Raw genomic sequence first — 20,457 nt, 5'->3', positions numbered from 1 at the left:
CGCCACGGTCGCCGTACGGCCGCCCGCCGAATCCCAGAAGGACAACCCGGTGCCCGCGGTGGCCAGCCAGGTGCCGTCCCTGGCCACCGCCACGGCGTTGGCGATCGTGCGACGGTGGTCCTCGCCCCGGGCAGGGAATCGTGCGGGGTCCCAGACCTGGATCATGCTGGGCTCGATCGCGGTCACCAGCAGCGTGCTGTCCCGGCTGACGGCCAGGTCGTTCACAAGGGCGTGGCGGGCGACGAACCCCATCTCCTCTCGCGGCCGGTCGATCCTGGCCGTGACGAATCCCTCGGGGCGGTTGACGGACGAGGCGAGCCACCGGCCGTCGGACGACATCGCCATGTCGGAACAGTCGTCGAGAGCGGGTTCCACCACGCCCTCCATCGCCCCCTCCGGACTCCAGCAGCGCGCGCGGGAGTCCATGTGGAGTGCCACGATCGCGTCTCGAAGCGGATGGGCCACGACCTCTGCGACCTGCAGATCCTCTGACAGCGGGATGGCGCACCGCTGCGTGCCGTCCCTGTTCCAGACGCGGATGCCATCATCGCAGGGATGCGCCACCCACGCGCTGCCGGCGCCGATGGCGATCTTCGAGTGCTCGTCGGCCTGCGCCTGCACGCGCCACAGCGGGTTGCCCGTGTCGCTCCACGCCATCAGGCTGCCGTCGTCGGTCACCGCGGCGATCCAGGTGCCGTCGGGGGCGATCGCGACCTGCTGCACCTCGCCGTGGGCCGCCTCCATGACCGCGATCGGCGTGCCGTCGGCCAGCCAGGTGCGTACCGTCCGGTCCCAGCTCGCGGTGGCCAGCCACGTCCCGTCGGCGGAGATCGCGACCGAGGAGACGGCGTCCTCGTGACCGCTGAGGGTCGCGCGCAGGCTGCCGTCGAGGTTCCAGATCCTGGCCTTGCCCTCCCAGCTCGCGCCGGCTATCCAGGTGGAGTCCGGGCTGATGGCCACCTGGGTCACCCGCTCGTCGTTGAGCCGCATCGTCCGGACGAGCGCCGGATGGGGCAGGTCAGGCGGCGCCCACAGGCAGTCCAGCCACGGCTCGCCGGCAGCGTGGAGCATCTCGCGCAGCTCGCCGGCGTTGCCGTACAGGCGGGCCGCGAGGGTGGGCAGGAGCGCGCCGCGGTCGCCGTGGGTGAACAGATGCGCGTTCCTGGCCAGCGTACGGCGCAGCCGTTTCGCCTCGGGAGCGCCTGCCCTGGCCAGGTCACGGTCGACGGCGGCGATGCCTAGGGAGGCGAGCTTGGACGCGATCCAGCCCGTCTGGGTCACCAGGTCGGCCAAGTCCTCCCCGGCCGCCACGTAGTGGTCGGGCAGGTGGGCGAGGCAGTACATGACGGCCTCGTCCTTGACCGTCTCCTCGACGATCGCCTCCTCGACGTCCGTGAAGGTGCCGATCAGCGCCTTGGCGGTTCGGGAGACGACCTCCCCGCTCGATGCCTGGCGCAGGTAGTCACGGACCACGTCGGGTACGAGCAGCAGGTCGCGGTCGGGGCGGTGATCCGCTAGCCCGGCCTCGCACAGCTCGGCCAGCAGCCGCTCGGACGCCCCCTTCGACAGGCCCGCCGTCCGCTCCCACACGGCGGGGACGATGCTCGCAGGGATGTCGCTGTCCGCGGCGAAGGCACCGAGCTCCAGCAGACGCGGCAGCGCCCCCGGCGAGAGCGACGGTAGCCCGGCGTCCAGGACCTTCCGTACGGCGTAGGCCCTGGCGGCCGGATCGGCGAGGTCGAACGCGTCGTCCACCGATGTCCCCAGCGATCCGGACAGCCTGGCGAGCAGGGGCCAGCCTCCGTCAGGGACCTTGAGCCGGATGATCGACGGCAGTCCGGGCAGGATGTCCGCGGTCCTGGCGGTCACCAGCACGGTGACGTCCGAGGTCAGGCTCAGGCAGGCGCGCAACTGCTCGGCGGTCCGCACCCCGTCGAGCACGAGCAGGCCAGTGCCGGGCTCCTCGAAATCGGGCTCGGCGTCCGCCGTTATCCACGGGACGCCGAAGGACTCCAGCCGGTCGCGTACGAGGGACTCGACGACGTGGGGCGGGGCCGCGCCGACGGTGAGCCAGTCGATGCCGTCGCCGAAATGCTCGGCCACCTCCGGGATATGGCAGGCGGCGGCGGCCAGCGCGGTAGTGCCGAACCCCTCGACGCCGTCCAATTCGGGGAGGACGGCGACGAAGCCGTGCTCATCGGAGGTGAGCCGCGCGACCAACTCCGTCAAACCAGGAATCTCGTTCATCACCGAGCCCAACGCGCCGGACGGAGATCGGGTTCCGTCACGGGCGCGTCTTCACCAGCCCGTGCCTATCGTCAGCAGCATCACCATGGCCACGATGAGGGCGCCGAAACGGGGAGCCTGCCGCCACTTGCGCTGGAAGAGGCAGATCGCACAGCCCACGACTCCCGCGAGGGCCACGACCAATCCTGGCCGTCCTGATCGCCGGGGCCACCAACCTGGGCCTGACCCGCATGTCGGAAGCGTGCGGGGTGTCCTATGACACCCTCGCCTGGACCCAGGAGTGGTATGTGCGGGAGACGCTGCGCGAGGCGAACACGGTCCTGGTCAACCACCACTACAAGCTGGAGCTGGCCAAGAAGTTCGGCGGCGGCACCATGAGCTCCTCGGACGGGCAGTGCATCCCCGTCCGCGGCAAGAGCCTGACGGCCCGGGACATGACCATCCACGGCGGCCGGGTCCTGTCGACCTATACCCATGTCTCCGACCAGTGGTCGACGTACGGCACAAAGCAGATCGTGCCAACCACCCGCGAGGGCCACTACACCCTGGACGAGATGCTCGGCAACGCCACCGATCTGCCGATCCACGAGCACGCGACCGATACCCACGGCGCCACGCTGGTCAACTTCGGGTTGTTCGATCTGGTCGGCAAGGTCCTCACCCCCAGGATGCGCGATCTGGGCAGGATCACCATGCTGCGGGTCGACACCCCGGCGGCGACCAACGCGCTCTACCCGCACGCCGGGCCGCTGCTGGCCGACCGGTGGAACGAGGACCTGATCTGCGAGTGCTACCCCGACCTGCTGCGGGTGGGCGGATCGCTGAAGTTCGGGGAGGCCACCGCCTCACTCATCGTCGGGAAGTGGTCGGCCGCCTCCCGGCAGAACACCCTGGCCGCGGCGTTGAAGGAATGGAGGCGGATGCGCCGCACCATCCACGCCGCGCGCTACCTTTCGGATCCGGTCTATCGACGCAAGATCTCCCGGCAGCTCAACAAGGGCGAATCGCTGCACGCGCTGTGCCGGGACTTGCACTACGCCCAGCAGGGCACCATCGTCCGGCCCCACCTGCAAGACCAGACCGAGCAGGCATGGTGCGTTACGATCCTGACGAACGCAGTGATCACGTGGACGACCGAGTACTACGGCATGGCAATCAAGGAACTGCGCGTCCAGGTCCGCGAAGTCCCCGACGAACTGCTGTCGTTCATCGCCCCCGGCCACCGCGAGAACATCGACTTCTTCGGCTTCATCGAGGTCGACATCGAAGCCGAACTCGGCAAACTGGACGACGGCTGGCGACCGCTGCGGCCAACCCTGGTGAACGAGTCAGGCACCACCTTCCTGATCAACCCCTGATGCCCGAACCCTGGAAGAACCATGATCGTGGCCGCCTGTCGGCGTGCGGGGCCGTATGAGCGGGGGCTCACCCCTGAAGACCGCCGCAGGCTCAGCCTCTGTTCTGGCCCCCGCGTGTAGCTCTACGGCCGGTTCCGGTTGGACAGGGACATCCGGCTCCACCTCATCACCGCTTGCCGCTCACATCCCCTCACCGAGGGCGGATGTAGCCGGGCCGGCCGGCGGGCTCGCGCCGCGGCCGGCCAGCCTGGTGGCCTTCACTCGGCGGAGGGCGGGGATGGCCGGCTGTCGGTCCAGCCGGACTCCAGCACCCTGTTGACCCGGTCTTTCACCTGTGGCATGCCGCCGGTGAGTTCGAAGGTCAGCACCCTGGAGGTGTCGGGGTCGATGATCAGTCTGCCCTGGGTGGATTGGCCCTGCTGGATCGGGAAGGTCACGGAGACGCCCGGCCGCCCCTGCGGGTCGGTGGTCCGGCCTTCGACCCGCACTGCGGGCAGCGTCGCCAGCGCCTGGTAGGCGGTGCTACGCACCTGTGGGGAGGCGGGCAGTTCGTACAGGAGTGATGCCAAGGTGGGCGGCAGGCCGTCCTCCACCGAACCGGCGAAATCCTGATCGCTACGGATCGCCTCAGCGGCCCGCTTCTTCAGCGCTTCGGGGTCGGCGGGCAGCGCCTCGATCTCCTTCAGGGTCATGGGCATGGCACTCCAGTAGAGCTTCCGCTTCCCCTTGAGCCGGGTGAGCGTGCCCTGACCTGGCGAGGTGGAGTAGACGCCGCCGTCCTTCCCCATCTCCCATTCGGTCGGCGAGCCGTCCCGGCGCCATGCCTCCACATCCAGGGGACGTGCGGCCAGCTGCCTGCGGCCGATCCAGCCTCGGCCATCCTTGGCCACCCACGTCTCCGAGAGGTATGCGGTTTCCAGACGGTAGGTGTTGCCGTTCCGGCCGTACGGTCCCGCCGAGCCCACGTACAGCTGCTTGAGATGCCAGTAGGCGCCTTCTGGGGCGGCTTCGGCCTTGGCAGCGGCAGCCAGCAAGATCGACGTGCCCGACAGGGAGGTGACGCCGGGTGTGACCGTGGGAGAGGGCGCTGCGGTGAGGGTGGCCTGGCCAAGGAAGACCGCCGTCGCGACCGCGGCCGCGGCGAGCCCGATGGCACCGGCCCGCCACGGCAGACGCCGGGCCGTCCGGCCTGGGCGCGCCTGGGTCGCCATGATCGCCTCACGCAGTTCGCGCGCGCCGGGCCCCTGATCCGGCGCGTGTGGTGCCGGGTCGATGGCCCTCACCAGGTTGTCGATGTCGCTCATGCTTCCCCCATCGCGATTGTCAAGGACGCCTGCCGCTCCAGCGCCGCTGCCATCCGTTTGCGCGCCCGATGCAGCCGGGTCCGGGCGGCAATGGCCGTACATCCCATAACTTTGGCGATCCGCTGGCTGGTCAGGCCCTCCCAGCAGGCCAGCGCCAAGACCTCGCGGTCGCGTTCGGGTAACCCGTCGAAGGCGGCGCGAACATGGTCCAGATCGACCGGTCCGACCGGCCGGTCGGCGGCCAGTTCCGCGCGCAGCCGCTCGGTGAGCACAGCTCTGCGCATATCGCCGCGCTGCTGGTTGGCCAGTACGCGGCGGGCCACCCCGTACAGCCACAGCAGCGCCTCCTCACCCTCGGGCACATCCCCGATGCGCCGCCAGGCGGTGAGGAACGTCTCGGAGATGACGTCGGCCGTGTCGTCGGGCGAACCGGTGCGGCGGGCGGCGTACTGGTGTATCGCCGGGTAGTACGCGTCATAGACCGCTTCGAAGCGATCTCGGTGTGTCACAGAGTCTCCTTGCCGAAAGGTGCCGGACACCTGGTAAATGTCCGGCACCTTTCGGAATGTGGCAGCTGGCAATGAGCAGTTTTGCGCTACTCACCCTGCAGTCCGGACGCCATACCGTCGCCGGGGCTGGTGTAGCTGGAGCGCATCAACCGGACACCGACACTGCTGACGCAGGTGCCCGAGGACGGGAACGCCCTCAGGGTTGTGATCGGGGCCCGGGGCTCGACCAGTTCTTAGATAATCAGCGTTATCAGGCAAGATAGCGATCACCGACCTGGCGCGAGCTGGGCGAGCGTCCCTCACTTCGGAGGCTTCGTTTCCCGGTTATCTGGCAACCCGGCGGATCAGGGAGGGCGACACGATGGATCTGGTCATCGCCGAGCAACTCGGCCGCGCCCACCCGCTCGCCCGGCACCTCGATGACTTCCTCACCGACCTGGCCAACGCCGGCGCCTCCGCCCACACCCGGCGTGCCTACCGCGGAGACCTGATCGCCTTCGCCGCCCACCACGGCGAGGAGATCGGCGAGCTGACCGCTGCGCCCGTCCGCGCCTACCTGGCCGAGCTCGCCGACCTGTCGTCGGCCAGCCGCAAGCGCAAGCGCGCCGCCATCGCTTCCTTCGCCAAGTGGGCCGTCCGCCACGACCTCCTGGCCGCCAACCCGATGGACCGCATCGACACTGTCAAGGTGCCCAAGAACCTGCCCCGCCCAGCGTCGGCCACCGACGTCGCCAAGGTCATGGCCGTGATCTGCTCGCGGCGGCCGCGCAAAGATCTGTCGCTGGACCGGCTGCGGGATCGGGTGCTGTTCGAGACCGCCTACGTCTGCGGCGCCCGCGCCTTCGAAGTGTGCGGCCTGTACGTGGAGGACCTCGACTTGCGCCTGGACGACGAACACGTCCGTATCCACGCCAAGGCGGCAGCGTGCGCACCGTCCTGTTGGACGACCGCGGCTACGTCACCCTGCTCAAGCTTTACCTGGCCCGCGCCGGCTACACCGCCGGGCCACTGTTCCGCGCCGGTATCAACGGCCGCGGCGGACCGCTGTCCTACGACGCCGCTCACCACCGCCGGCGGAACTACTGCACCGCCGCACGCGTCGAGATCGACATCCATCAACTGCGGCACGCCCACGCCACCGAGCTCATCAACGCCGGGGTGTCCATCGAGGCCGTTCGCCGCCGCCTCGGCCACGCCTCCACCGAGACCACCCAGCTTTACGCACTGCTGGACGACAAGGTCGCCGACGCCGAGATCCGCGCCGCCCGCCGACGTCGCGACCAAACGATCCACTGACGACAAACCGCTCAGGGCCGTCGCACCCTCTTGCGTCATCAGCGCAGGTCAGAGATGGGTTCGATGAATCCTCCGCGATCTTCACCGATGCGGTGAGATGGGTGCGGGAACGCGACGTGCTACTGCCTGGGGTGACGACGCTGGCACGGGTGCGTGATGAGACGACCCGACGATTGTGGGGCGTGCTGGAGGGGTTGTTGACGGTGGGGCAGCGCTACGTGCTGGACCAGCTGTTGGAGGTGCCGCCGGGATCGCGCATCTCGGACCTGGAGCGCTGGCGCAAGGGACCGGTCCCGCGCGGGTCCGGACCGACGCTGATCAAAGCGCTGGACCAGGTCGCGGAGGTCATGGGGCTGGGCATGGGCGAGCTGGGCGCCGATCGCTTGGTGCCGCCGCGTCGGTTGGCGGAGCTGGCCAAGTACGGGATGAGCGCGGATGCCTCGCAGATTCGCCGCCACCGCGACGGCCGCCGGTTGGCGACGCTGCTTGCCACGGTCGCCTTCCTGGAGGCGAAGTCGATCGACGACACCCTGGAACTGCTGGATCTGCTGATGACGACCGAGCTCTTGAACAAGGCGCAGACGGCCGCGGACAAGGAGAAGATCCGCAAGCACCCGAAACTGGCCAAGGCCTCGGCCCGCCTGGCGGTGGCGGTGGAGGCGTTGTTCGACTCCGACTCCTGGGGCGGCCCGGAGGAGGAGCCGCGGGTCGCGGAGGTCTGGGAGGCGATCGAGGCGGTGGTCTCACGGGCGGAACTGCGGGCCGCGCTGGTGTTGGTGAGTGAGAACGTGCTGCCCGCCGACGCGGAAGATCCCGAGGACTGGCGTAGTGAACTGGTCGGCTGATACGCCACGGTGTCGGGATTCTTGAAGCTGTTGCCCAAGACGATCTGCTTCGGCGCGAACGCCGAAGGGGTGGTAGTACTGGCGGCGATGCAGAAGCTGCCGGATGTGCTGGCCTATCGCAGCCGGCTGACCGCGCCGCTGATCCCCGGCCGCCTTCATAGAGGCAGCCGTGGTGAGCGGCCCGTGGAAGCGTCTGGTGTTCGGCCACCCCGCCCACGCTCCACCCGGTGGCGCAATCCTCAGGCCAGGCTGTTGGAGGGCAAGGCGTGGGAGGCGGTCCGAGTGGACGTGCTCACCCAGACGATCCGGACGCGCTGCTGGCTGACCACACGCGCGCCCTGGACGCGGCCTATCGGAAGTCAGCGGGCGGCTTGACGCCAACACCGAGGTGCGGATCGACGACGCAGGAAAGATCCACCTGACTGGCGTGAAGGCCGTCGAGGAGCCACCGTCGCTGGTCGACCTGCGCAACCGTACGGCGGGCGATGCTGCCGCGGGTGGACCTACCCGAGGTCATCTTGGAAGTGATGACCTGGGAGCCACAAATGGTGGAGGCGTTCACCGCGGTGTCAGGCGGCCGGTCCCGGCTGGAGGACCTGCCAACCTCGATCGCGGCATGCCTGGCCGCGCACTCCATGAACGTCGGGTATCGGCCGATCGCCAAGACCGGCGTGCCTGCCCTGGAGCGCTCACGCTTGTCGCACGTCTTCCAGAACTACTTCCGGCCCGAGACCGCTCAGCCTGGCCGACGCGCCGCTGGTCGCCTGGCAGGCCAGGCTGCCTCTCGCCCAGGCCTGGGGCGGCGGCATGATCGCGGCAGTCGACGGGATGCGGTTCGTGATCCCCATCCCGACTGTCCTACTCACCGACGACGCCCGATCCACCGTACGTCCGGGCCAGGCACGGCGCCGCCATCTGCAGTGGTGACCTGACCGGCGAGCCAGCTTTGCACATACTGCCGGAGCGCGTCGTTGACGGCCAGCTTGCACAGCTTGGGGCGACGAGCTTGGCGGTCGGCGTGCCACTGCGCGACCGAGGCGCGATAGTCCAGACGGCCACCGCGGGTGGCCGCATTGCGCCGCAGTTCCCGCGAGATCGTCGACGGTGCCCGCCCCAGACGGCGGGCGATCTCCCGCACCCCGCACTTTCTGCGCGCGCAAGATGGCGATCTCCTCACGCTCGGCGAACGACAGGCCGCGGCCCGAGGACGGATCAAGGCTAATCGGTGGCATGCCGCCACCTTCACGAAACCACCGTGGTCCCAGCGGCATCGACACGCCGCACGCGACCGCCGCCTCCTCACGCTGCAGCCCTTGGGCGATCAAACGCCAGAACCGCTGCCGCTCCTCTCGCCGGTTGACCGGCGGCCGTCCCGGTGACTGAAGCGGCGGACGCCCAGCCTTGAGCGCCTCACGTGCTCTTCCCTGCGCCACAACATCCTCCTGCGATCAAGGTGTTGCGACGATCAGTTGAATCCGCCCTCCTCGATCGGCAACATCCCGCCGCAGGAGTACGAAGCCCTCTACTACGCTCAACGCCAGCCCAACGAGACCGTTGGAATCAACCCCTGAGCTCTCCATCAAAGTCGGGGCGGTTCATTCCGCGCTGACGACCGCGAACCCGAGGAGGTCTGGGAGAAGGGGCTCGAACCCAATCCCACGGGCTGGTCACGTCCTCTGCGTGTCGTCCACACCTCACTGTGGCTCAGCTGGCGCGGGTGGGGTCCGGCGTACTTGTCGAGCAGGACGTGGGCGCGGTCGTAGCCGAGGCGGGCGCGGTTGGTGTGCGGGCACGTGTCAGCGGCGGTGGTGCAGCGGGCGGGCATCGGTGATCCTCGCCATCGAAGTTCGCCTTCCGGTCAGATCGAAGGGATGGCCCGCGCTCCGGAAAGGACACGGGTCATGATCGTCGCACTATTTCCGGCGCATGGGAGAACTCGTTCTCTACCGAGAACCTGCACGCGCATGTGAGTCCTCAGCAGGCTTACCTGTTGGCCAAGAAGTAGGCCGACATCTCCATGGACGCCTCGATGACGCGGTAGGAAGGCTTGTGCCAGGTGGTCTGCTCGCCATGGCTGCGTGGCTTCTTCGCGTGGCTGCGCGGCGGTTGCCGGCGAGCCTGCGCGGGCTTGTTCTGCTCGTTCATGATCTCTTCCTTGTTTCGGCGGATGCCTCTGCGGTCGCAGCCCGGCGCCGGTTGAGGATTAACCGCTGTACGGCACCGCCAAGATCGCTCCGGTGTTGGCCAGGTTGGTGGTGGGTGCTCCGCGCAGGTCCCTCGTGATCCCGGCGGAGTCAACGGCGATGTACAGGGTCTTGCCGTCAGGATTCAAGGCCGTGTCACGGTAGCGGTTGACGGTTCGATATAGCTTGTCCTTGATCTGGCCGTCGCTGGATGCCCGGTAGACGATGCCTTCCTTGAGCATGGTGATCACCAAGTCGTCGCCTGCGACTTCCAAGCTTGACGGCGCCAAAGTAGGCCAGCACATGTAGGCGGACTTCGGGTCGGTGCACGTCGGTGTGAGGCCGAAGTTGTAGCCGGTCTTGACGGTCGTGCCATAGGTCGACAGCGGCTTCTGGAAGGCTTTGGTGAAGGCGCTCTCCTTGGTCTGTGGCACTTGCGAGGGGATCTTGTTGGGGTCGTAGGGGAGGCTGGCGCAGTCGGGCGCCTGGGCCCAGGCGCCGTAGACGTAGGCCTGGTCGTCCTTGTATCCGGCGATATCGGGCCAGCCGTAGTTCTTGCCGGCCTCTACCTGGTTGATTTCGTCGTCGGTGCTCGGCCCCTGATCGGCCACGAACAGCTGGCCATCCTTGAAGGCCATCCCGTCGGGATTACGGAAGCCGTAGGCGTAGACATGGCTGCGCACCCCATTGATCACGGGATTGTCGCCCGGGACCGAGCCGTCGGGCGCGATCCGCAGCACCTTGCCCTGGTAGGTCACCCAATCCCGTTTGGCGACCTGGTCGACGGTGGGCAGTGTCTGCGCGTGATTGAGGTGGCAGTGATGAGTTTCGTAGTTGTTGCCCTGGTCGCCGATCGTGTAGTACAGCATGCCGTCCGGCCCATAACGCAGGCGAGCAGACTGGTGATCGTTGCTGGACGGCAGTTCGGTGAGGATGTCATGGGCGTCGGCCAGCTTGCCGTCGGCCCAGGTGTAACGAGCGAGCTTGGTCTTGTTCTCGTCCCGGCCCTTGTAGGTGTAGGACAGGTACACGTAGTCAGTGCCCTTTCCCTTACCGAAGTCAGGATGCAAGGCCAGGCCCAACACCCCGTCTTTGCCCATCGGGCTGTGGATCGCCTGGCCGGACAGATCCAGCACGGTACTCACCGTGCCGGTGTCCGGCTTGACCCGGTTAACCTTCAGTCCGCTCTTCTCCGTGAACCACAGGTGACCATCGGGACCCATGATCAGCTCATACGGATCCTTCAAGCCTGCGGCGACGACCGTCGGCTCGGGCCCGGGGCTAGCGCCGGAGCCCGGCACTGGACTGACCACAATTGCCGCCGCGGTTGCCCCTGCGGCGAAGACCTGCAGTATTCCGTCCATGCTGCACTTGTGCCCGTAGCGGGCCACAAAGCAACGCATAAGCGGATATGGCGGGCGATTTTGGGGTGTCTTTAACGCACGTGCCACCAGCCCCAAACGCTGATGATCTAAAGGCTGACCTCCACCTGAGGAGGCGGGACTGTAAGAAGAACGGCTCTGGCACGAATATGCAGACGCCGGCCGTGCCGCGGGCGGCCGGATCGACGTCGCGGGCCGGCGTTGCAAGGCGCCGCGAGCGGCCTGGCGCCATTCGTTGATCGCCACGACGGAGATCGCGGCTTCGTAGCGCACGGCGAGCTTGTCATCGCGAGTGGCCCAGCGCGATGGGGTTTGAGCCGGTTGATGCCGAACTCGACGGCGTGGCAGATGCCGTTGCTCTGTTTCACCGGGGAGTAGCCTCAAAAGAGAGGCCAGGTCGACCGTCGACCTCACACCAAATCGTCCGCTGACAGGACCCGGGTGACGCGCACGACTGCGTAGAAGGGGGAGTCCGATGGGAAGCGCCTCCACGGTGGTGCAGGAGATGCTCGACGCTTTCGGCAAGCGGGACTTCAGTCGGCTACGGGAGCTCTGCCATCCCGAGTACACCAGCATCACCGGCGACGGAGCCGAACGGCGCGGTGCAGACGTCGCCGTCGAGCTTGCCGAGATGTTCACGAACGCGTTCCCCGACCTGTCCTTCGACGTGCGAGGCCGGTACGAGCAGGGCGGCATCGTCGTGACGGAGCTCACATTCCGCGGCACGCACCTGGCCGACTTCCGCGACATTCCTGCCACGGGTCGCAAGATCGAGGTGTGCTCCTGCAATGTGGCCGAGGTGCGTGACGGCAAGATCTATCGGGAGCGGGACTACTACGACATGCTCACCGTCTTGCACCAGCTCGGAGTCCCCGCGGGGTAACGGAGAGCACCGCCTCACAGCAGGTTCGTCAGACGCGCCAGAGAGGGAGACCTGGTTGACGGTGCGGCCGGTGTCCCAGATGGCCGCCACGATGACTGTCCTCCGGCACGCTGCGGCGCCTCACGTTGTTGATCCGACCTGACACGATCCTGCCCCGGCATCGTGATCTGCTGCGGCGCCGGCACGCCGCAGCCAGTGCTCATCGGCGGTGGGGACACCCACGCACCGTCCGATCCATCCGCGTCCTGGTGCTGCTGCCGGTTCGGGAGAACTCCTCGTGGGGCTACCGGCGGATCCACGGCGAACTGGCCGCGCTCGGCATCAAGGTCGCCGCCTCCACGGTCTGGGAGATCCTCAAAGCCCACGGCATCGGCCCCTCTCCAGAACGGGGAGCACACCACCTGGTCCGATTTCTTACGCAGTCAGGCCGATGCGCTGCTGGCCTGCGACTTCTTCGAGGTCCGCACGCTGATGGGGGCGCGACTGTACGTCTTGGCGGTCATCGAGCACGCCATCCGCCGGGTGCGGATCCTCGGTGTCGCTGCGCACCCGACGGGGGAGTGGGTCATCCAGCTCCGGCCGTAGCCTCGTCATTGACCTGCAGGACGCGAGCACCGCAGCGAGACTCCTCATCCGTGACCGAGATGCCAAGTTCACCGCGGCTTTCGACGCCGTGCTGGCAGCGAACACCGGCCTCATCGGGCTCTGACAGGCTGCTCCGGTTCGACCACTCGTTGATCCCGGCATCGACTCGGCCTCGATTGCCTTGTTGGATCTCCGCCGACGTGATCGGCTCGGAGGTGTACTGAAGGAGTACCGACACGCGGCTTGACCTAGTCGGATGATTAATCGGCACCCGCAGGGCTGAACCGTGCGGCGTTCTTGCTCCAGGCGTGCGGTCGCAGCGGGGGGCATATGTGCGTAAAGTTGGATAAGTAAGAAAAGTCGTACTTGGCTCACCGGAGGGTGGGGCGCATGGCAGGGAAGATGATCGAGGGGCCGGACGGCCGGTACATCGTGGGGACCGTGAAGATCGGCGAGAAGGGGCAAATCGTCATTCCGAAGGATGCGCGGGACCTGCTCGGCCTCCAGCCGGGCGACACCCTGCTCGTGCTCGTGGACCGCAAACAGGGCATCGCGCTGGTCGACAACGAGAGGTTCCGGAACTTCGCAACAGGTGTCCTCGCCGTGCAGGAAGAGGCGCACACCGATCCCGGCCAGGAGACGGACCAGTGACCGGCTACCGAAACCCGTTCGAGGGGCAGCGTGAACCGTTGCCACCCGAGCTGGCCAGGGCCGGCTTCCGCCAGGAGTTCGCCGAGTTCGACGGCGTCCTCATCAATTGCGTCCGCGGTCCCGAAGCAGGCGTGCCCGTCCTCCTCATCCCTGGCCAGATGAGCTTGTGGAGCAGTTACCGCCAGGTCATGCCGAAGCTCGCGCGACGGTTCACGGTGTACGCCATCGATGTCCGAGGGCACGGGAACTCCTCCTGGACGCCCGGGGACTATTCATGGGACTCCGCGGGCACGGACGTGGCGCGCTTCGTGCGGCAGGTCGTCGGCAGACCCGCGATTGTCAGCGGGAACTCCTCCGGCGGCATCCTCGCCCTGTGGTGTGCCTCCCACGTCCCTGAACAGGTCGCAGCGATCGTACTGGAGGACCCGCCGATCTTCTCGGCCGAGATGCCGCGCTTCCGCGACCGGGACCGCTGGGTCTACAACAGTCTCGCCCACTACGTACAGGTGCTTGGTGATCTCGATCATCAGCGTCTGGCCGACATCTATCGCCAGGAAATCCCTGTAGCCGAGTCCAAGACCATCCGGATGCCGGATCGATTCGTCGACTTCCTCGACCGCCTGGTGACCCGTTACCAACGGCAGCACCCCGGCCGCCCGGCCAGTCTCGGCGTTCGGTGGTTACCACGGTCCCTGAACGAGCTGATCCGGGCCGCATCGATGTTCGACCCCGACTTCGCCAGGGCGTTCGTCGACGGCCGCTTCTACGGCAGCCTCTCGCACGAGGCCGCCCTACGGACGACGACCGCCCCCGTCCTGCTGCTGCACGCCAATTGGAACCGGTACGACAGGTACGGACTCGTCGGTGCCATGGACGATGACGATGCTGGCCGGGTACGCGAGCTCGCCCCTCAGACCGTCTATCGCCGAATCGACGCCAAGCATGTCATCCACGACGACAAGCCCCGGGAGTTCATCGCTGCCGTGACCGATTTCGCCGACACCCTGCCGTCCTTGAAACAATCTCATCCCATGAGATAGAGCTCGCTCTTGCCTCCACGATCAGGCTGCGCTCGCACAGGTGGATGGGGGCTGCCGCGGACTCGGCGCCCTCCAGCGAGACTGGAGGCGGGGCGAGCGCCGAGGTTCTTGCCGCCGCTCTGGCCGAGCACGCATCGGTCACTCCGTGTCGCCGGCACTCCGGAAGGCGCGGCGGTAGGCGGAGGGCGTGGTGCCGAGGACCTTCGTGAAGTGCCGGCGCAGGCCGTTCTGATCTGTCGACTGGACCTTGCTGGTCTGCCCGCCCCTGGAGCGTCCGATGAGGACGGCCTTCAGCCGGAGTTTCCGCCGGCGCCGGATGTGCCGCCGCTCTTCCCTCTCGGGATCGTCTTCGGTGTCCCGGCCGGTTCGCCGAGGCCGCCCCCTTTGACCTGGTCTTCTCCTGCTCGGCCGCCTTCGCCAGAGCGGCGAGGCCGTCCTGGTCCAGGCGCATCCCGGCAGCGTCGTGATGGGCCCGGGCGGTGGTGGAGTCGATACCGACCAGGGACAGGTCCGCGTCACGCAGCACGATCTACCGGTCCAAGCCCCGACGCGAAGGTGAACTGCCCCTATCGCTGTGATGGATCACCCCAGCGTCTGGCCGGCGCTGATGGATCGCCATCGCCAGCGCGTCGGTCACCAGCTCGGTGCGCATGTGATCGGCCATCGCCCAGCCCACGATCCGCCTGGAGAACACATCCAGCACCACCGCCAGGTAGACGAAGCCCTGCCAGGTCGGCACGTACGTGATGTCGGCGGTCCAGACGCGGTTCGGCTCGGCCGTGGTGAACTGACGCTGAACCAGGTCGGAGGCAGCCGCAACCTGCCGGTCGGAGACGGTGGTGCGACAGCCCTTGCGCCTGCTCACCCCGGCCAGCCCGGCGGCGCGCATCAGCCGGGCCACCCGCTTGCGGCCCACCCGGACACCGTCGATCTCCCGCAGATCAACATGGATGCGCGGCGCCCCATAGATCTCATCGGAGGCCGATCGAAGATTCGCTTGGAGGTGTGCCGCTGTTTGCGGGGAGCGTCAAGGTCGGCCCGCAGCATCTGATCGATAGCGGTCTTGAACGAGTCCAGCACCGACTTTCGCGGCGCCATCTTCTTGCGCGGCGTCGACCAAGCCGACTTCAGTGCGTCCCGGACCGTTCTGCGGTGCACCTTGTACTTGAGCGCGAGAGCTCGGACCGACAGGTGCTCCATCCGAGCATCCCGCCGGATCGCCGCATACAGCTCCACCTTGGTCTTCGGCATCACCCGAACCCCGCAACGTCACGCGCATCTCGAGAGTCTCACGGCTGCTGGAGGGGTGGGGCCAAAACTCGCCGAACACATACCCGCGCCCATGGGGTGGGGCCAGAAGACCTTGGTAGGTGGGGCCTCTTCTCGTCCTTCAAATCAGACGGTGGTGAAGACCCCGCCGCGCACGCCGCGGGCCAACTGCTAGGCCGAGCGGTGGGTACGCACCGTACGGGCCGAGTGCACCGACCGCATGCTGATCTACAACGAACGGCACCTGCGGTCGGTGCTGGCCGAGTATGCCGATCACTTCAACGGCCATCGGCCGCGCCAGTCCCGCGCGCAGCAGCCACCCGATCACGACGAGCAGACCGTGATGCCGCTGGAAGGATGGATCGAACGCCGGAAGGTGCTCGGCGGGCTGATCAACGAGTATCACCGAGCCGCGTAGCCGCTTCGGAGAAATCCCAGCTCAAGCCCTGCATGATGGATTTTGAAGCAGCACAGGAACTGCGATAGCTGGGGCTGCTGTGCAGCACCAGATTCCTGCAGCGGGAGGTTCAGCTTCTACCGGACATGGCGGTGAGTCGTCTGGGATCTAGCACCACGATGATGCCGGGCTCGATACGGATGGCGCCTGCCTCGGCGAGGACTCGCAGAGCGCGGTTAACCGTGACCCGCGACAGACCGATCTCCTCGCCGAGTCCTTGTTGCGCCCCTGGCAGCGTGATCCGGCTCCCTTGTTCGCGCATGGACTCGGCGACCCAGCCTGCGATCTGGACGACCGGCTGCGGCGCGGCGCGGCGGACATGGGCCCGCCGGTCACGGTTCACCTGCCCCGACAGATGGCGCAGTACGTGGTCGCGTAGCGTCGGCACTTCGTCGATGAGACCTCGAAGGAGGCTTGCTGGCAGGAAGCGAACCCGGCAGGCGGCCGAGGCGGTCCAGGTGGCCGTGTGCGCTCCGCCGTCCAGCACCGAGGCTTTGTCGATCACGCAGGGCCCTGTCACCGTCGCGAATCGAACCCTTGAGCCGTCGCCGGTGTCGTAAGTGGCAGACAGGGTCCCCCGCTCAAGAATGACCAGATGCTGAGCCGGGTCACCGAAATGCGCGACAGTGGCGCCCGCGGGGATTTCCCGCGGCGGGCACTGCTCGGCGAGCCAGTCGAGGCGCGCATCCTCGAGCATTGAGAACAGAGGTACCGCCGCCAGTTTCCCCTTGTCCACATCTGGGAGAGTATCTCGCGATACAGCGGCGCGGGCGAGGAGTCCGTACCGTTCCCTCCGTGATCTGCGTAGAACTGTCCTTTACCAACGACCGCGCGCGTCTGGCGGCGCGGCCCGCTCACCGGGAACGGTTGCGCGCCCTGCACGAGCAGGGCGCTCTGCTTCTGGCCGGCCCGTGGGAGGACGACTCGGGAGCGTTGTTGGTATTCACCGTCGACCGTGCGCGGGTGGATCGGATCATGGCCGAGGACCCGTACTACTCCACGTCGGGCGTCGACGTGGTCTCGCTGCGCGTGTGGTGCCCCATTCTGAAGCCTGAACATGGTTGAAAAGAACTGATCTGGTGATATCCGCAGGTCTTCTGGCAATGCCGGTGATTGTCGTGGTGGCGGCTTTCGCTCAGGGGGTCACAGGGTTTGGGTTCGCACTGGTCGCTGCGCCCTTGCTCGCGGTGGTCGCGGGCCCCAAGGAGTCGGTGGTGGCTCTGTGCTTGATCGCCCTGCCGATCAACGCCTGGTCGTCGCTACGTCACCGCCGGGTGGCTTGCCGCGATGTCGCTGTCCGGATGGTGGGGGCTGCCGCGGCAGTTGCGCCAGTCGGTGTGTGGTTGCTATCGGTGCTGAGTGACCGGGTCATGCAGGGGGTGATCGGGGTCGTGGTCCTCTGCCTGACGGTGACAATGATCAAGGGCATCAGGGTCAGCAGTCATGGAGGTCTCCTCGATCTGCTCGGCGGTGCCTGTGCAGGAATCCTGTCGACGAGCACAGGAACGAACGGGCCTCCGCTGGTGATCGCCATGCAGATACAAGGCATTTCCGGGCCTCGACTGCGAGCGACTCTCGCGTGGGTGTTCTTCGCCAGCGGGCTCGTCAGCCTGGCCCTGCTCAACGCTGCCGGGTCCGTGAATACGGAGTCCCTGATCAGTGCCGGCATCGGCTGGCCGTTCGCCTTCGTTGGCCGTCAGCTCGGCGAGCGAGTAGCTGGACTACTGGCCCCTCGTTGCGGCGAAGGTTTCGTGGCCATCCTGCTGTTCGCCAGTGCTGCCACCGCGATCGTCACTGCGATGAAGAGTTGAGGGGTGTCTGGCTGAGATGGGGGTCGGCGCAGATTGGAGAACGCTGGGCCCGGCGACCGAAGGATCCACCGCCAGGAAATGGCGGCAACAAGCCCTGATGAATGCAACAGGAGTAACCATGACCACCCTCATCACCGGCGGCCGCGGCAAGGTCGGTCAGGCGATCATCAAAGCCTCCATTCCACTGGCCTCTCCGTCCGCGCCGCCAGCGCCAAGCCCGACGAGCTGACCGTCCCGGCCGGTGCCGAGATCGTCCTGTTCTGCCGGCGCACTGTGGACGCCGCCCATATCATCCCGGATCGCGAGGTCCGAGGTGTCGCGGCGGTGTCCAGTGGGATGGCGTTGTGCAAGATTCACCACGCTGTTGGGACAGTCGCGTCTCAGTCGGTCTTCGCCACGCGGCGCCGGCGGTAGGCGCTCGCCTTGCGCGGTTCTGGCACGACAGGCCGCAGAACCAGCGGAAGCGTTGCGCGTGGTGTCGAGGAAGGCCCGCTCGCGGCCTCGCAGGACCGGAGTCTCGCTCTCTGACCGACGCCGATCACCATGGCCAGGGCGGTGCCCGCGTCCGCGGTCCAGGCGTCGATCAGGCTCGCATCCGCGCGATGGAAGGCCAGGACGGGGGGCCCGTCCGGATGGCCGTGCAGGTTGGGGACGGCCGCATGCCGTACCAGCAGCTGATTGAGACCTTCGATCATGGACTCGGCGCGTTCCCCCGCGCCGAAGGCGGGTCGCAGCTGGGCTGCGACGGCCGCGAGCGCGTCGGCGCCGGCGGGGGTGAGCGGCTCGCTCCGTGGCAGTCCGGCCGCCGCGAGCGCCTCCTGGATCGCCGCCCGGCGGTCCGGTCCCGCGGTGGGCGGCGTGACCCGCCGCCCGTGTGCCCGGTCGATGGCCAGTTCGTTGACCAGAAGGACGGCGCGCTGCACGTGCCGTTCGACATCGCTCCACCACCCACCGTTTGGGCTGGGGGACGAAACTGGCCTCGGCGGGATTGCGTTCAGCCGAGGCGGGCGCGGCGGCCGCCGCAGGGGCGGCGAGCAGGGGCAGGGCGGTACTTCCCGCAAAGGTAAGACGAACGATCATGGGCAGATCAGTTCCGCAGAGAAGATCGGAACGGCAGTCACTGTGAGAAGCACGATCTCGGCCGTATGCGGCTTTGCCAGTGTGTTGGGCGTCAGGAGGATGACCGCGCTGACGACATGCTCTGTCAGTAGCGGATTGTGATGGCGACGCCACAGGTGTGATCAGTAGGCCGGGTGGTAGCCGTGTGCAAGAGCTCGTCATGGGCTTCGGCGTTATAAGCGGCCTGTAGCGCGTCAAAACACCTTCGCTACCGCATCGAGCTGCGGTTTGACCCAGCCTCCCCGCGCCGACAAGATCACGTCGTGTGCCTCTTCGCCTGCTCTATCTGCTCACGGTCCGGGTGTTCGGCTGGCTGATGTTGCTGGGCCGTCGCCAGGCGTCGAAGGACGTGGAGATCATGGTGTTGCGGCATGAGGTGGCGGTGTTGGGGCGTCAGGTTGGGCGCCCGAAGCCGGACTGGGCTGATCGGGCCGTTCTCGCGGCGTTGGCCCGGTCGCTGCCGGCGGTGCTGCGCGCTCATCGGCTGGTCACTCCGGCGACGTTGCCGGCGTGGCATCGTCGCCTGCTCCGACGCGCATGGATCTACCCGCATCGTGGCGGACGGCCGAGGACGAGCCGGAGACCCGGGACGTGATCGTCCGTCTTGCGCGAGAGGATCCGGCGTGGGGGGAGATCACGCCCAGCGGTATGCCCGTGGCCGACGACGGAGTCTCCGCGAGGTAGGAGATCCACTCCAGGCAGTGGTCGCGGGCCACGGGTCCAGGAGGTGATGTCAGGGTGGTACTGGGTGAGCCAGTCGCCGAAGTTGCGCACCGCCAGCTCCAACTGCGCGGTCGTCGAGGGCGCGTCAGTGAGCCGCCGCGCAGCCGCCCAGCCACCGGCAACGCCGTCTTCCGCGCTGGCGTCGGCCCAACGGTCAGCCAACCGAAACCCAACAGCCGATCCCTAGCCTGATGATCACTCCGTTCGGCCACCACTGGCCGACTTCTCGTGAGGAGATCCGATGAAGATCAGGCACTTCGCGGCCGCCTCTGCCGCCATCGCGGTGGCGCTGGTAACTGCCTCCGCGACTCCGGCCAGCGCCGGGAGTTCCACCTGCTGGCTCAACGGCGACGCCACCTGCACGAGCGGGTCCGTCCCGGCCACCCATGGTTACATCATCGCCAAGCTGGCGGGCGACGTTAAGGGCACTGTGTGGGACACGATCAACAATGTGTCGGTCGGGTCCTTCTCCTGCGACCAGACGACCAAGCCATGCGTGAAGACCATCAGGGGGCTGACCCACCGGTACAAGATCGTCGTCAAGGCTGATTGGGACAACTTCTGGAACAACGGTTGGGGGTCGGTGCAAGACGCATAGCGCTCGGATTCCGATCGTTCGCCCTCCGAGCTAGCGAAGGTGATGATGTCTTCCTGTCGCTCAATCAGGGCGACAGGAGGCAGACGGGTTGCGGCGACGAGGTCGCGGATGCTGGTCATGGGGTGTCCGTTCGGCTGGTCAGGCGTTCGGCTGGCGGGTGAGGCGGCGGGCGAGTTCGGCGCCGCGGTGGGCGACGT

General features: G+C 67.3%; 22 protein-coding genes and 5 pseudogenes. 15 read left to right on the top strand and 12 right to left on the bottom strand.

Translation table 11 applies throughout. The features are described from left to right. Together AC3EO4_RS45275 and AC3EO4_RS45270 are read right to left on the bottom strand one after the other, a co-directional pair. A partial coding sequence (locus tag AC3EO4_RS45275; RefSeq protein WP_431902019.1) for a WD40 repeat domain-containing protein occupies positions 1-2,229 on the bottom strand: 2,229 nt, incomplete at its 3' end. A 69-nt stretch (positions 2,230-2,298) separates the two neighbouring features. Continuing rightward, positions 2,299-2,424, bottom strand: coding sequence for a hypothetical protein (locus AC3EO4_RS45270; protein ID WP_379580804.1), 126 nt, complete (start codon positions 2,422-2,424; stop codon positions 2,299-2,301). A gap of 5 nt (positions 2,425-2,429) precedes the next feature. On the opposite strand from AC3EO4_RS45270, the gene AC3EO4_RS45265 reads away from it, so the two are divergent. After that, positions 2,430-3,605, top strand: a complete 1,176-nt coding sequence (locus AC3EO4_RS45265) for a Tn3 family transposase (protein ID WP_431902034.1) — start codon at positions 2,430-2,432, stop codon at positions 3,603-3,605. Positions 3,606-3,862: 257 nt separating this feature from the next. Here the strand turns inward: AC3EO4_RS45265 and AC3EO4_RS45260 are convergent, their stop codons facing one another. Both AC3EO4_RS45260 and AC3EO4_RS45255 read right to left on the bottom strand, forming a co-directional pair. After that, positions 3,863-4,909 (bottom strand): CU044_5270 family protein, encoded by a 1,047-nt coding sequence (locus tag AC3EO4_RS45260; RefSeq protein ID WP_379580805.1) that lies wholly within the window; start codon positions 4,907-4,909, stop codon positions 3,863-3,865. Beyond that, positions 4,906-5,466 carry an RNA polymerase sigma factor gene (locus AC3EO4_RS45255; RefSeq protein WP_379580806.1) on the bottom strand — a complete coding sequence of 187 codons (561 nt, stop codon included), beginning with the start codon at positions 5,464-5,466 and terminating at the stop codon, positions 4,906-4,908. Before AC3EO4_RS45255 ends, AC3EO4_RS45260 begins: the two co-directional genes overlap by 4 nt. Before the next feature lie 313 nt (positions 5,467-5,779). Here AC3EO4_RS45255 and AC3EO4_RS45250 point away from each other — a divergent pair. From AC3EO4_RS45250 to AC3EO4_RS45225, 6 genes and pseudogenes are all read left to right on the top strand, one after another. Next, positions 5,780-5,998, top strand: a pseudogene (locus tag AC3EO4_RS45250) (site-specific integrase); the annotation flags it as partial. Between the two features lie 344 nt (positions 5,999-6,342). Beyond that, entirely contained in the window at positions 6,343-6,714 is a 372-nt protein-coding gene (locus AC3EO4_RS45245) for a tyrosine-type recombinase/integrase (RefSeq protein ID WP_431902016.1), read from the top strand. Positions 6,715-6,815: 101 nt separating this feature from the next. After that, positions 6,816-7,559: a hypothetical protein gene (locus tag AC3EO4_RS45240; RefSeq protein WP_431902013.1), complete on the top strand. Its 744-nt coding sequence runs from the start codon at positions 6,816-6,818 to the stop codon at positions 7,557-7,559. A gap of 21 nt (positions 7,560-7,580) precedes the next feature. After that, positions 7,581-7,934, top strand: coding sequence for a hypothetical protein (locus AC3EO4_RS45235; protein WP_431902011.1), 354 nt, complete (start codon positions 7,581-7,583; stop codon positions 7,932-7,934). A 110-nt stretch (positions 7,935-8,044) separates the two neighbouring features. Next, a pseudogene (locus AC3EO4_RS45230) lies at positions 8,045-8,287 on the top strand (Tn3 family transposase); the annotation flags it as partial. Then, positions 8,208-8,486, top strand: coding sequence for a Tn3 family transposase (locus tag AC3EO4_RS45225; RefSeq protein WP_431902031.1), 279 nt, complete (start codon positions 8,208-8,210; stop codon positions 8,484-8,486). The pseudogene AC3EO4_RS45230 and the gene AC3EO4_RS45225, both read left to right, overlap by 80 nt. Here AC3EO4_RS45225 and AC3EO4_RS45220 read toward each other — a convergent pair. The 3 genes and pseudogenes from AC3EO4_RS45220 to AC3EO4_RS45210 all read right to left on the bottom strand — a co-directional run. After that, positions 8,449-8,992: pseudogene (locus AC3EO4_RS45220) on the bottom strand (transposase); the annotation flags it as partial. The gene AC3EO4_RS45225 and the pseudogene AC3EO4_RS45220 overlap by 38 nt on opposite strands. 550 nt (positions 8,993-9,542) lie before the next feature. Further along, entirely contained in the window at positions 9,543-9,704 is a 162-nt protein-coding gene (locus AC3EO4_RS45215; protein WP_431902008.1) for a hypothetical protein, read from the bottom strand. A gap of 58 nt (positions 9,705-9,762) precedes the next feature. Next, positions 9,763-11,106 carry a glucose/sorbosone family PQQ-dependent dehydrogenase gene (locus AC3EO4_RS45210; protein ID WP_431902006.1) on the bottom strand — a complete coding sequence of 448 codons (1,344 nt, stop codon included), beginning with the start codon at positions 11,104-11,106 and terminating at the stop codon, positions 9,763-9,765. A 493-nt stretch (positions 11,107-11,599) separates the two neighbouring features. On the opposite strand from AC3EO4_RS45210, the gene AC3EO4_RS45205 reads away from it, so the two are divergent. From AC3EO4_RS45205 to AC3EO4_RS45195, 3 genes are all read left to right on the top strand, one after another. Beyond that, positions 11,600-12,007: an ester cyclase gene (locus AC3EO4_RS45205; protein ID WP_431902003.1), complete on the top strand. Its 408-nt coding sequence runs from the start codon at positions 11,600-11,602 to the stop codon at positions 12,005-12,007. 975 nt (positions 12,008-12,982) lie between these two features. Beyond that, positions 12,983-13,243 carry an AbrB/MazE/SpoVT family DNA-binding domain-containing protein gene (locus AC3EO4_RS45200; RefSeq protein ID WP_379570241.1) on the top strand — a complete coding sequence of 87 codons (261 nt, stop codon included), beginning with the start codon at positions 12,983-12,985 and terminating at the stop codon, positions 13,241-13,243. A gap of 38 nt (positions 13,244-13,281) precedes the next feature. Next, the gene (locus AC3EO4_RS45195; protein ID WP_431902001.1) at positions 13,282-14,283 is read left to right on the top strand and encodes an alpha/beta fold hydrolase; all 1,002 of its coding nucleotides are present in this window, start codon (positions 13,282-13,284) and stop codon (positions 14,281-14,283) included. A gap of 243 nt (positions 14,284-14,526) precedes the next feature. Here the strand turns inward: AC3EO4_RS45195 and AC3EO4_RS45190 are convergent. From AC3EO4_RS45190 to AC3EO4_RS45180, 3 genes and pseudogenes are all read right to left on the bottom strand, one after another. Continuing rightward, a pseudogene (locus tag AC3EO4_RS45190) lies at positions 14,527-14,794 on the bottom strand (hypothetical protein); the annotation flags it as partial. A gap of 18 nt (positions 14,795-14,812) precedes the next feature. After that, the gene (locus AC3EO4_RS45185) at positions 14,813-15,223 is read right to left on the bottom strand and encodes an IS3 family transposase (RefSeq protein WP_431902029.1); all 411 of its coding nucleotides are present in this window, start codon (positions 15,221-15,223) and stop codon (positions 14,813-14,815) included. Then, positions 15,172-15,534 (bottom strand): hypothetical protein, encoded by a 363-nt coding sequence (locus AC3EO4_RS45180; RefSeq protein ID WP_379570245.1) that lies wholly within the window; start codon positions 15,532-15,534, stop codon positions 15,172-15,174. The genes AC3EO4_RS45185 and AC3EO4_RS45180 overlap by 52 nt, the downstream gene beginning before the upstream one ends. A 205-nt stretch (positions 15,535-15,739) precedes the next feature. On the opposite strand from AC3EO4_RS45180, the pseudogene AC3EO4_RS45175 reads away from it, so the two are divergent. After that, positions 15,740-15,970: pseudogene (locus AC3EO4_RS45175) on the top strand (integrase core domain-containing protein); the annotation flags it as partial. 109 nt (positions 15,971-16,079) lie between these two features. On the opposite strand, the gene AC3EO4_RS45170 reads toward AC3EO4_RS45175, so the two are convergent. Further along, complete coding sequence (locus tag AC3EO4_RS45170) at positions 16,080-16,745, bottom strand: Crp/Fnr family transcriptional regulator (RefSeq protein ID WP_379570247.1); 666 nt, start codon at positions 16,743-16,745, stop codon at positions 16,080-16,082. A gap of 59 nt (positions 16,746-16,804) precedes the next feature. Here AC3EO4_RS45170 and AC3EO4_RS45165 point away from each other — a divergent pair, with 59 nt between their 5' ends. After that, a complete protein-coding gene (locus AC3EO4_RS45165; protein ID WP_379570249.1) occupies positions 16,805-17,074 on the top strand; it encodes a YciI family protein in 270 nt (89 codons plus the stop codon). Positions 17,075-17,112: 38 nt separating this feature from the next. Further along, a complete protein-coding gene (locus AC3EO4_RS45160) occupies positions 17,113-17,820 on the top strand; it encodes a sulfite exporter TauE/SafE family protein (protein WP_379570251.1) in 708 nt (235 codons plus the stop codon). 380 nt (positions 17,821-18,200) lie between these two features. Here the strand turns inward: AC3EO4_RS45160 and AC3EO4_RS45155 are convergent, their stop codons facing one another. Continuing rightward, a complete protein-coding gene (locus AC3EO4_RS45155; protein WP_431901998.1) occupies positions 18,201-18,743 on the bottom strand; it encodes a CGNR zinc finger domain-containing protein in 543 nt (180 codons plus the stop codon). A 461-nt stretch (positions 18,744-19,204) separates the two neighbouring features. Between AC3EO4_RS45155 and AC3EO4_RS45150 the strand changes: the two genes are divergently transcribed. Together AC3EO4_RS45150 and AC3EO4_RS45145 are read left to right on the top strand one after the other, a co-directional pair. Continuing rightward, on the top strand, positions 19,205-19,534 hold the full coding sequence (locus tag AC3EO4_RS45150) for a hypothetical protein (RefSeq protein ID WP_431901996.1): 330 nt from the start codon (positions 19,205-19,207) through the stop codon (positions 19,532-19,534). A 369-nt stretch (positions 19,535-19,903) separates the two neighbouring features. Further along, entirely contained in the window at positions 19,904-20,260 is a 357-nt protein-coding gene (locus AC3EO4_RS45145) for a hypothetical protein (protein WP_379572293.1), read from the top strand. Positions 20,261-20,457: the final 197 nt, after the last annotated feature.

Source organism: Nonomuraea sp. bgisy101 (assembly GCF_057708945.1).
The sequence above is the reverse complement of the archived record's forward strand: the minus strand, read 5'-3'. Positions and strand labels throughout refer to the sequence as shown.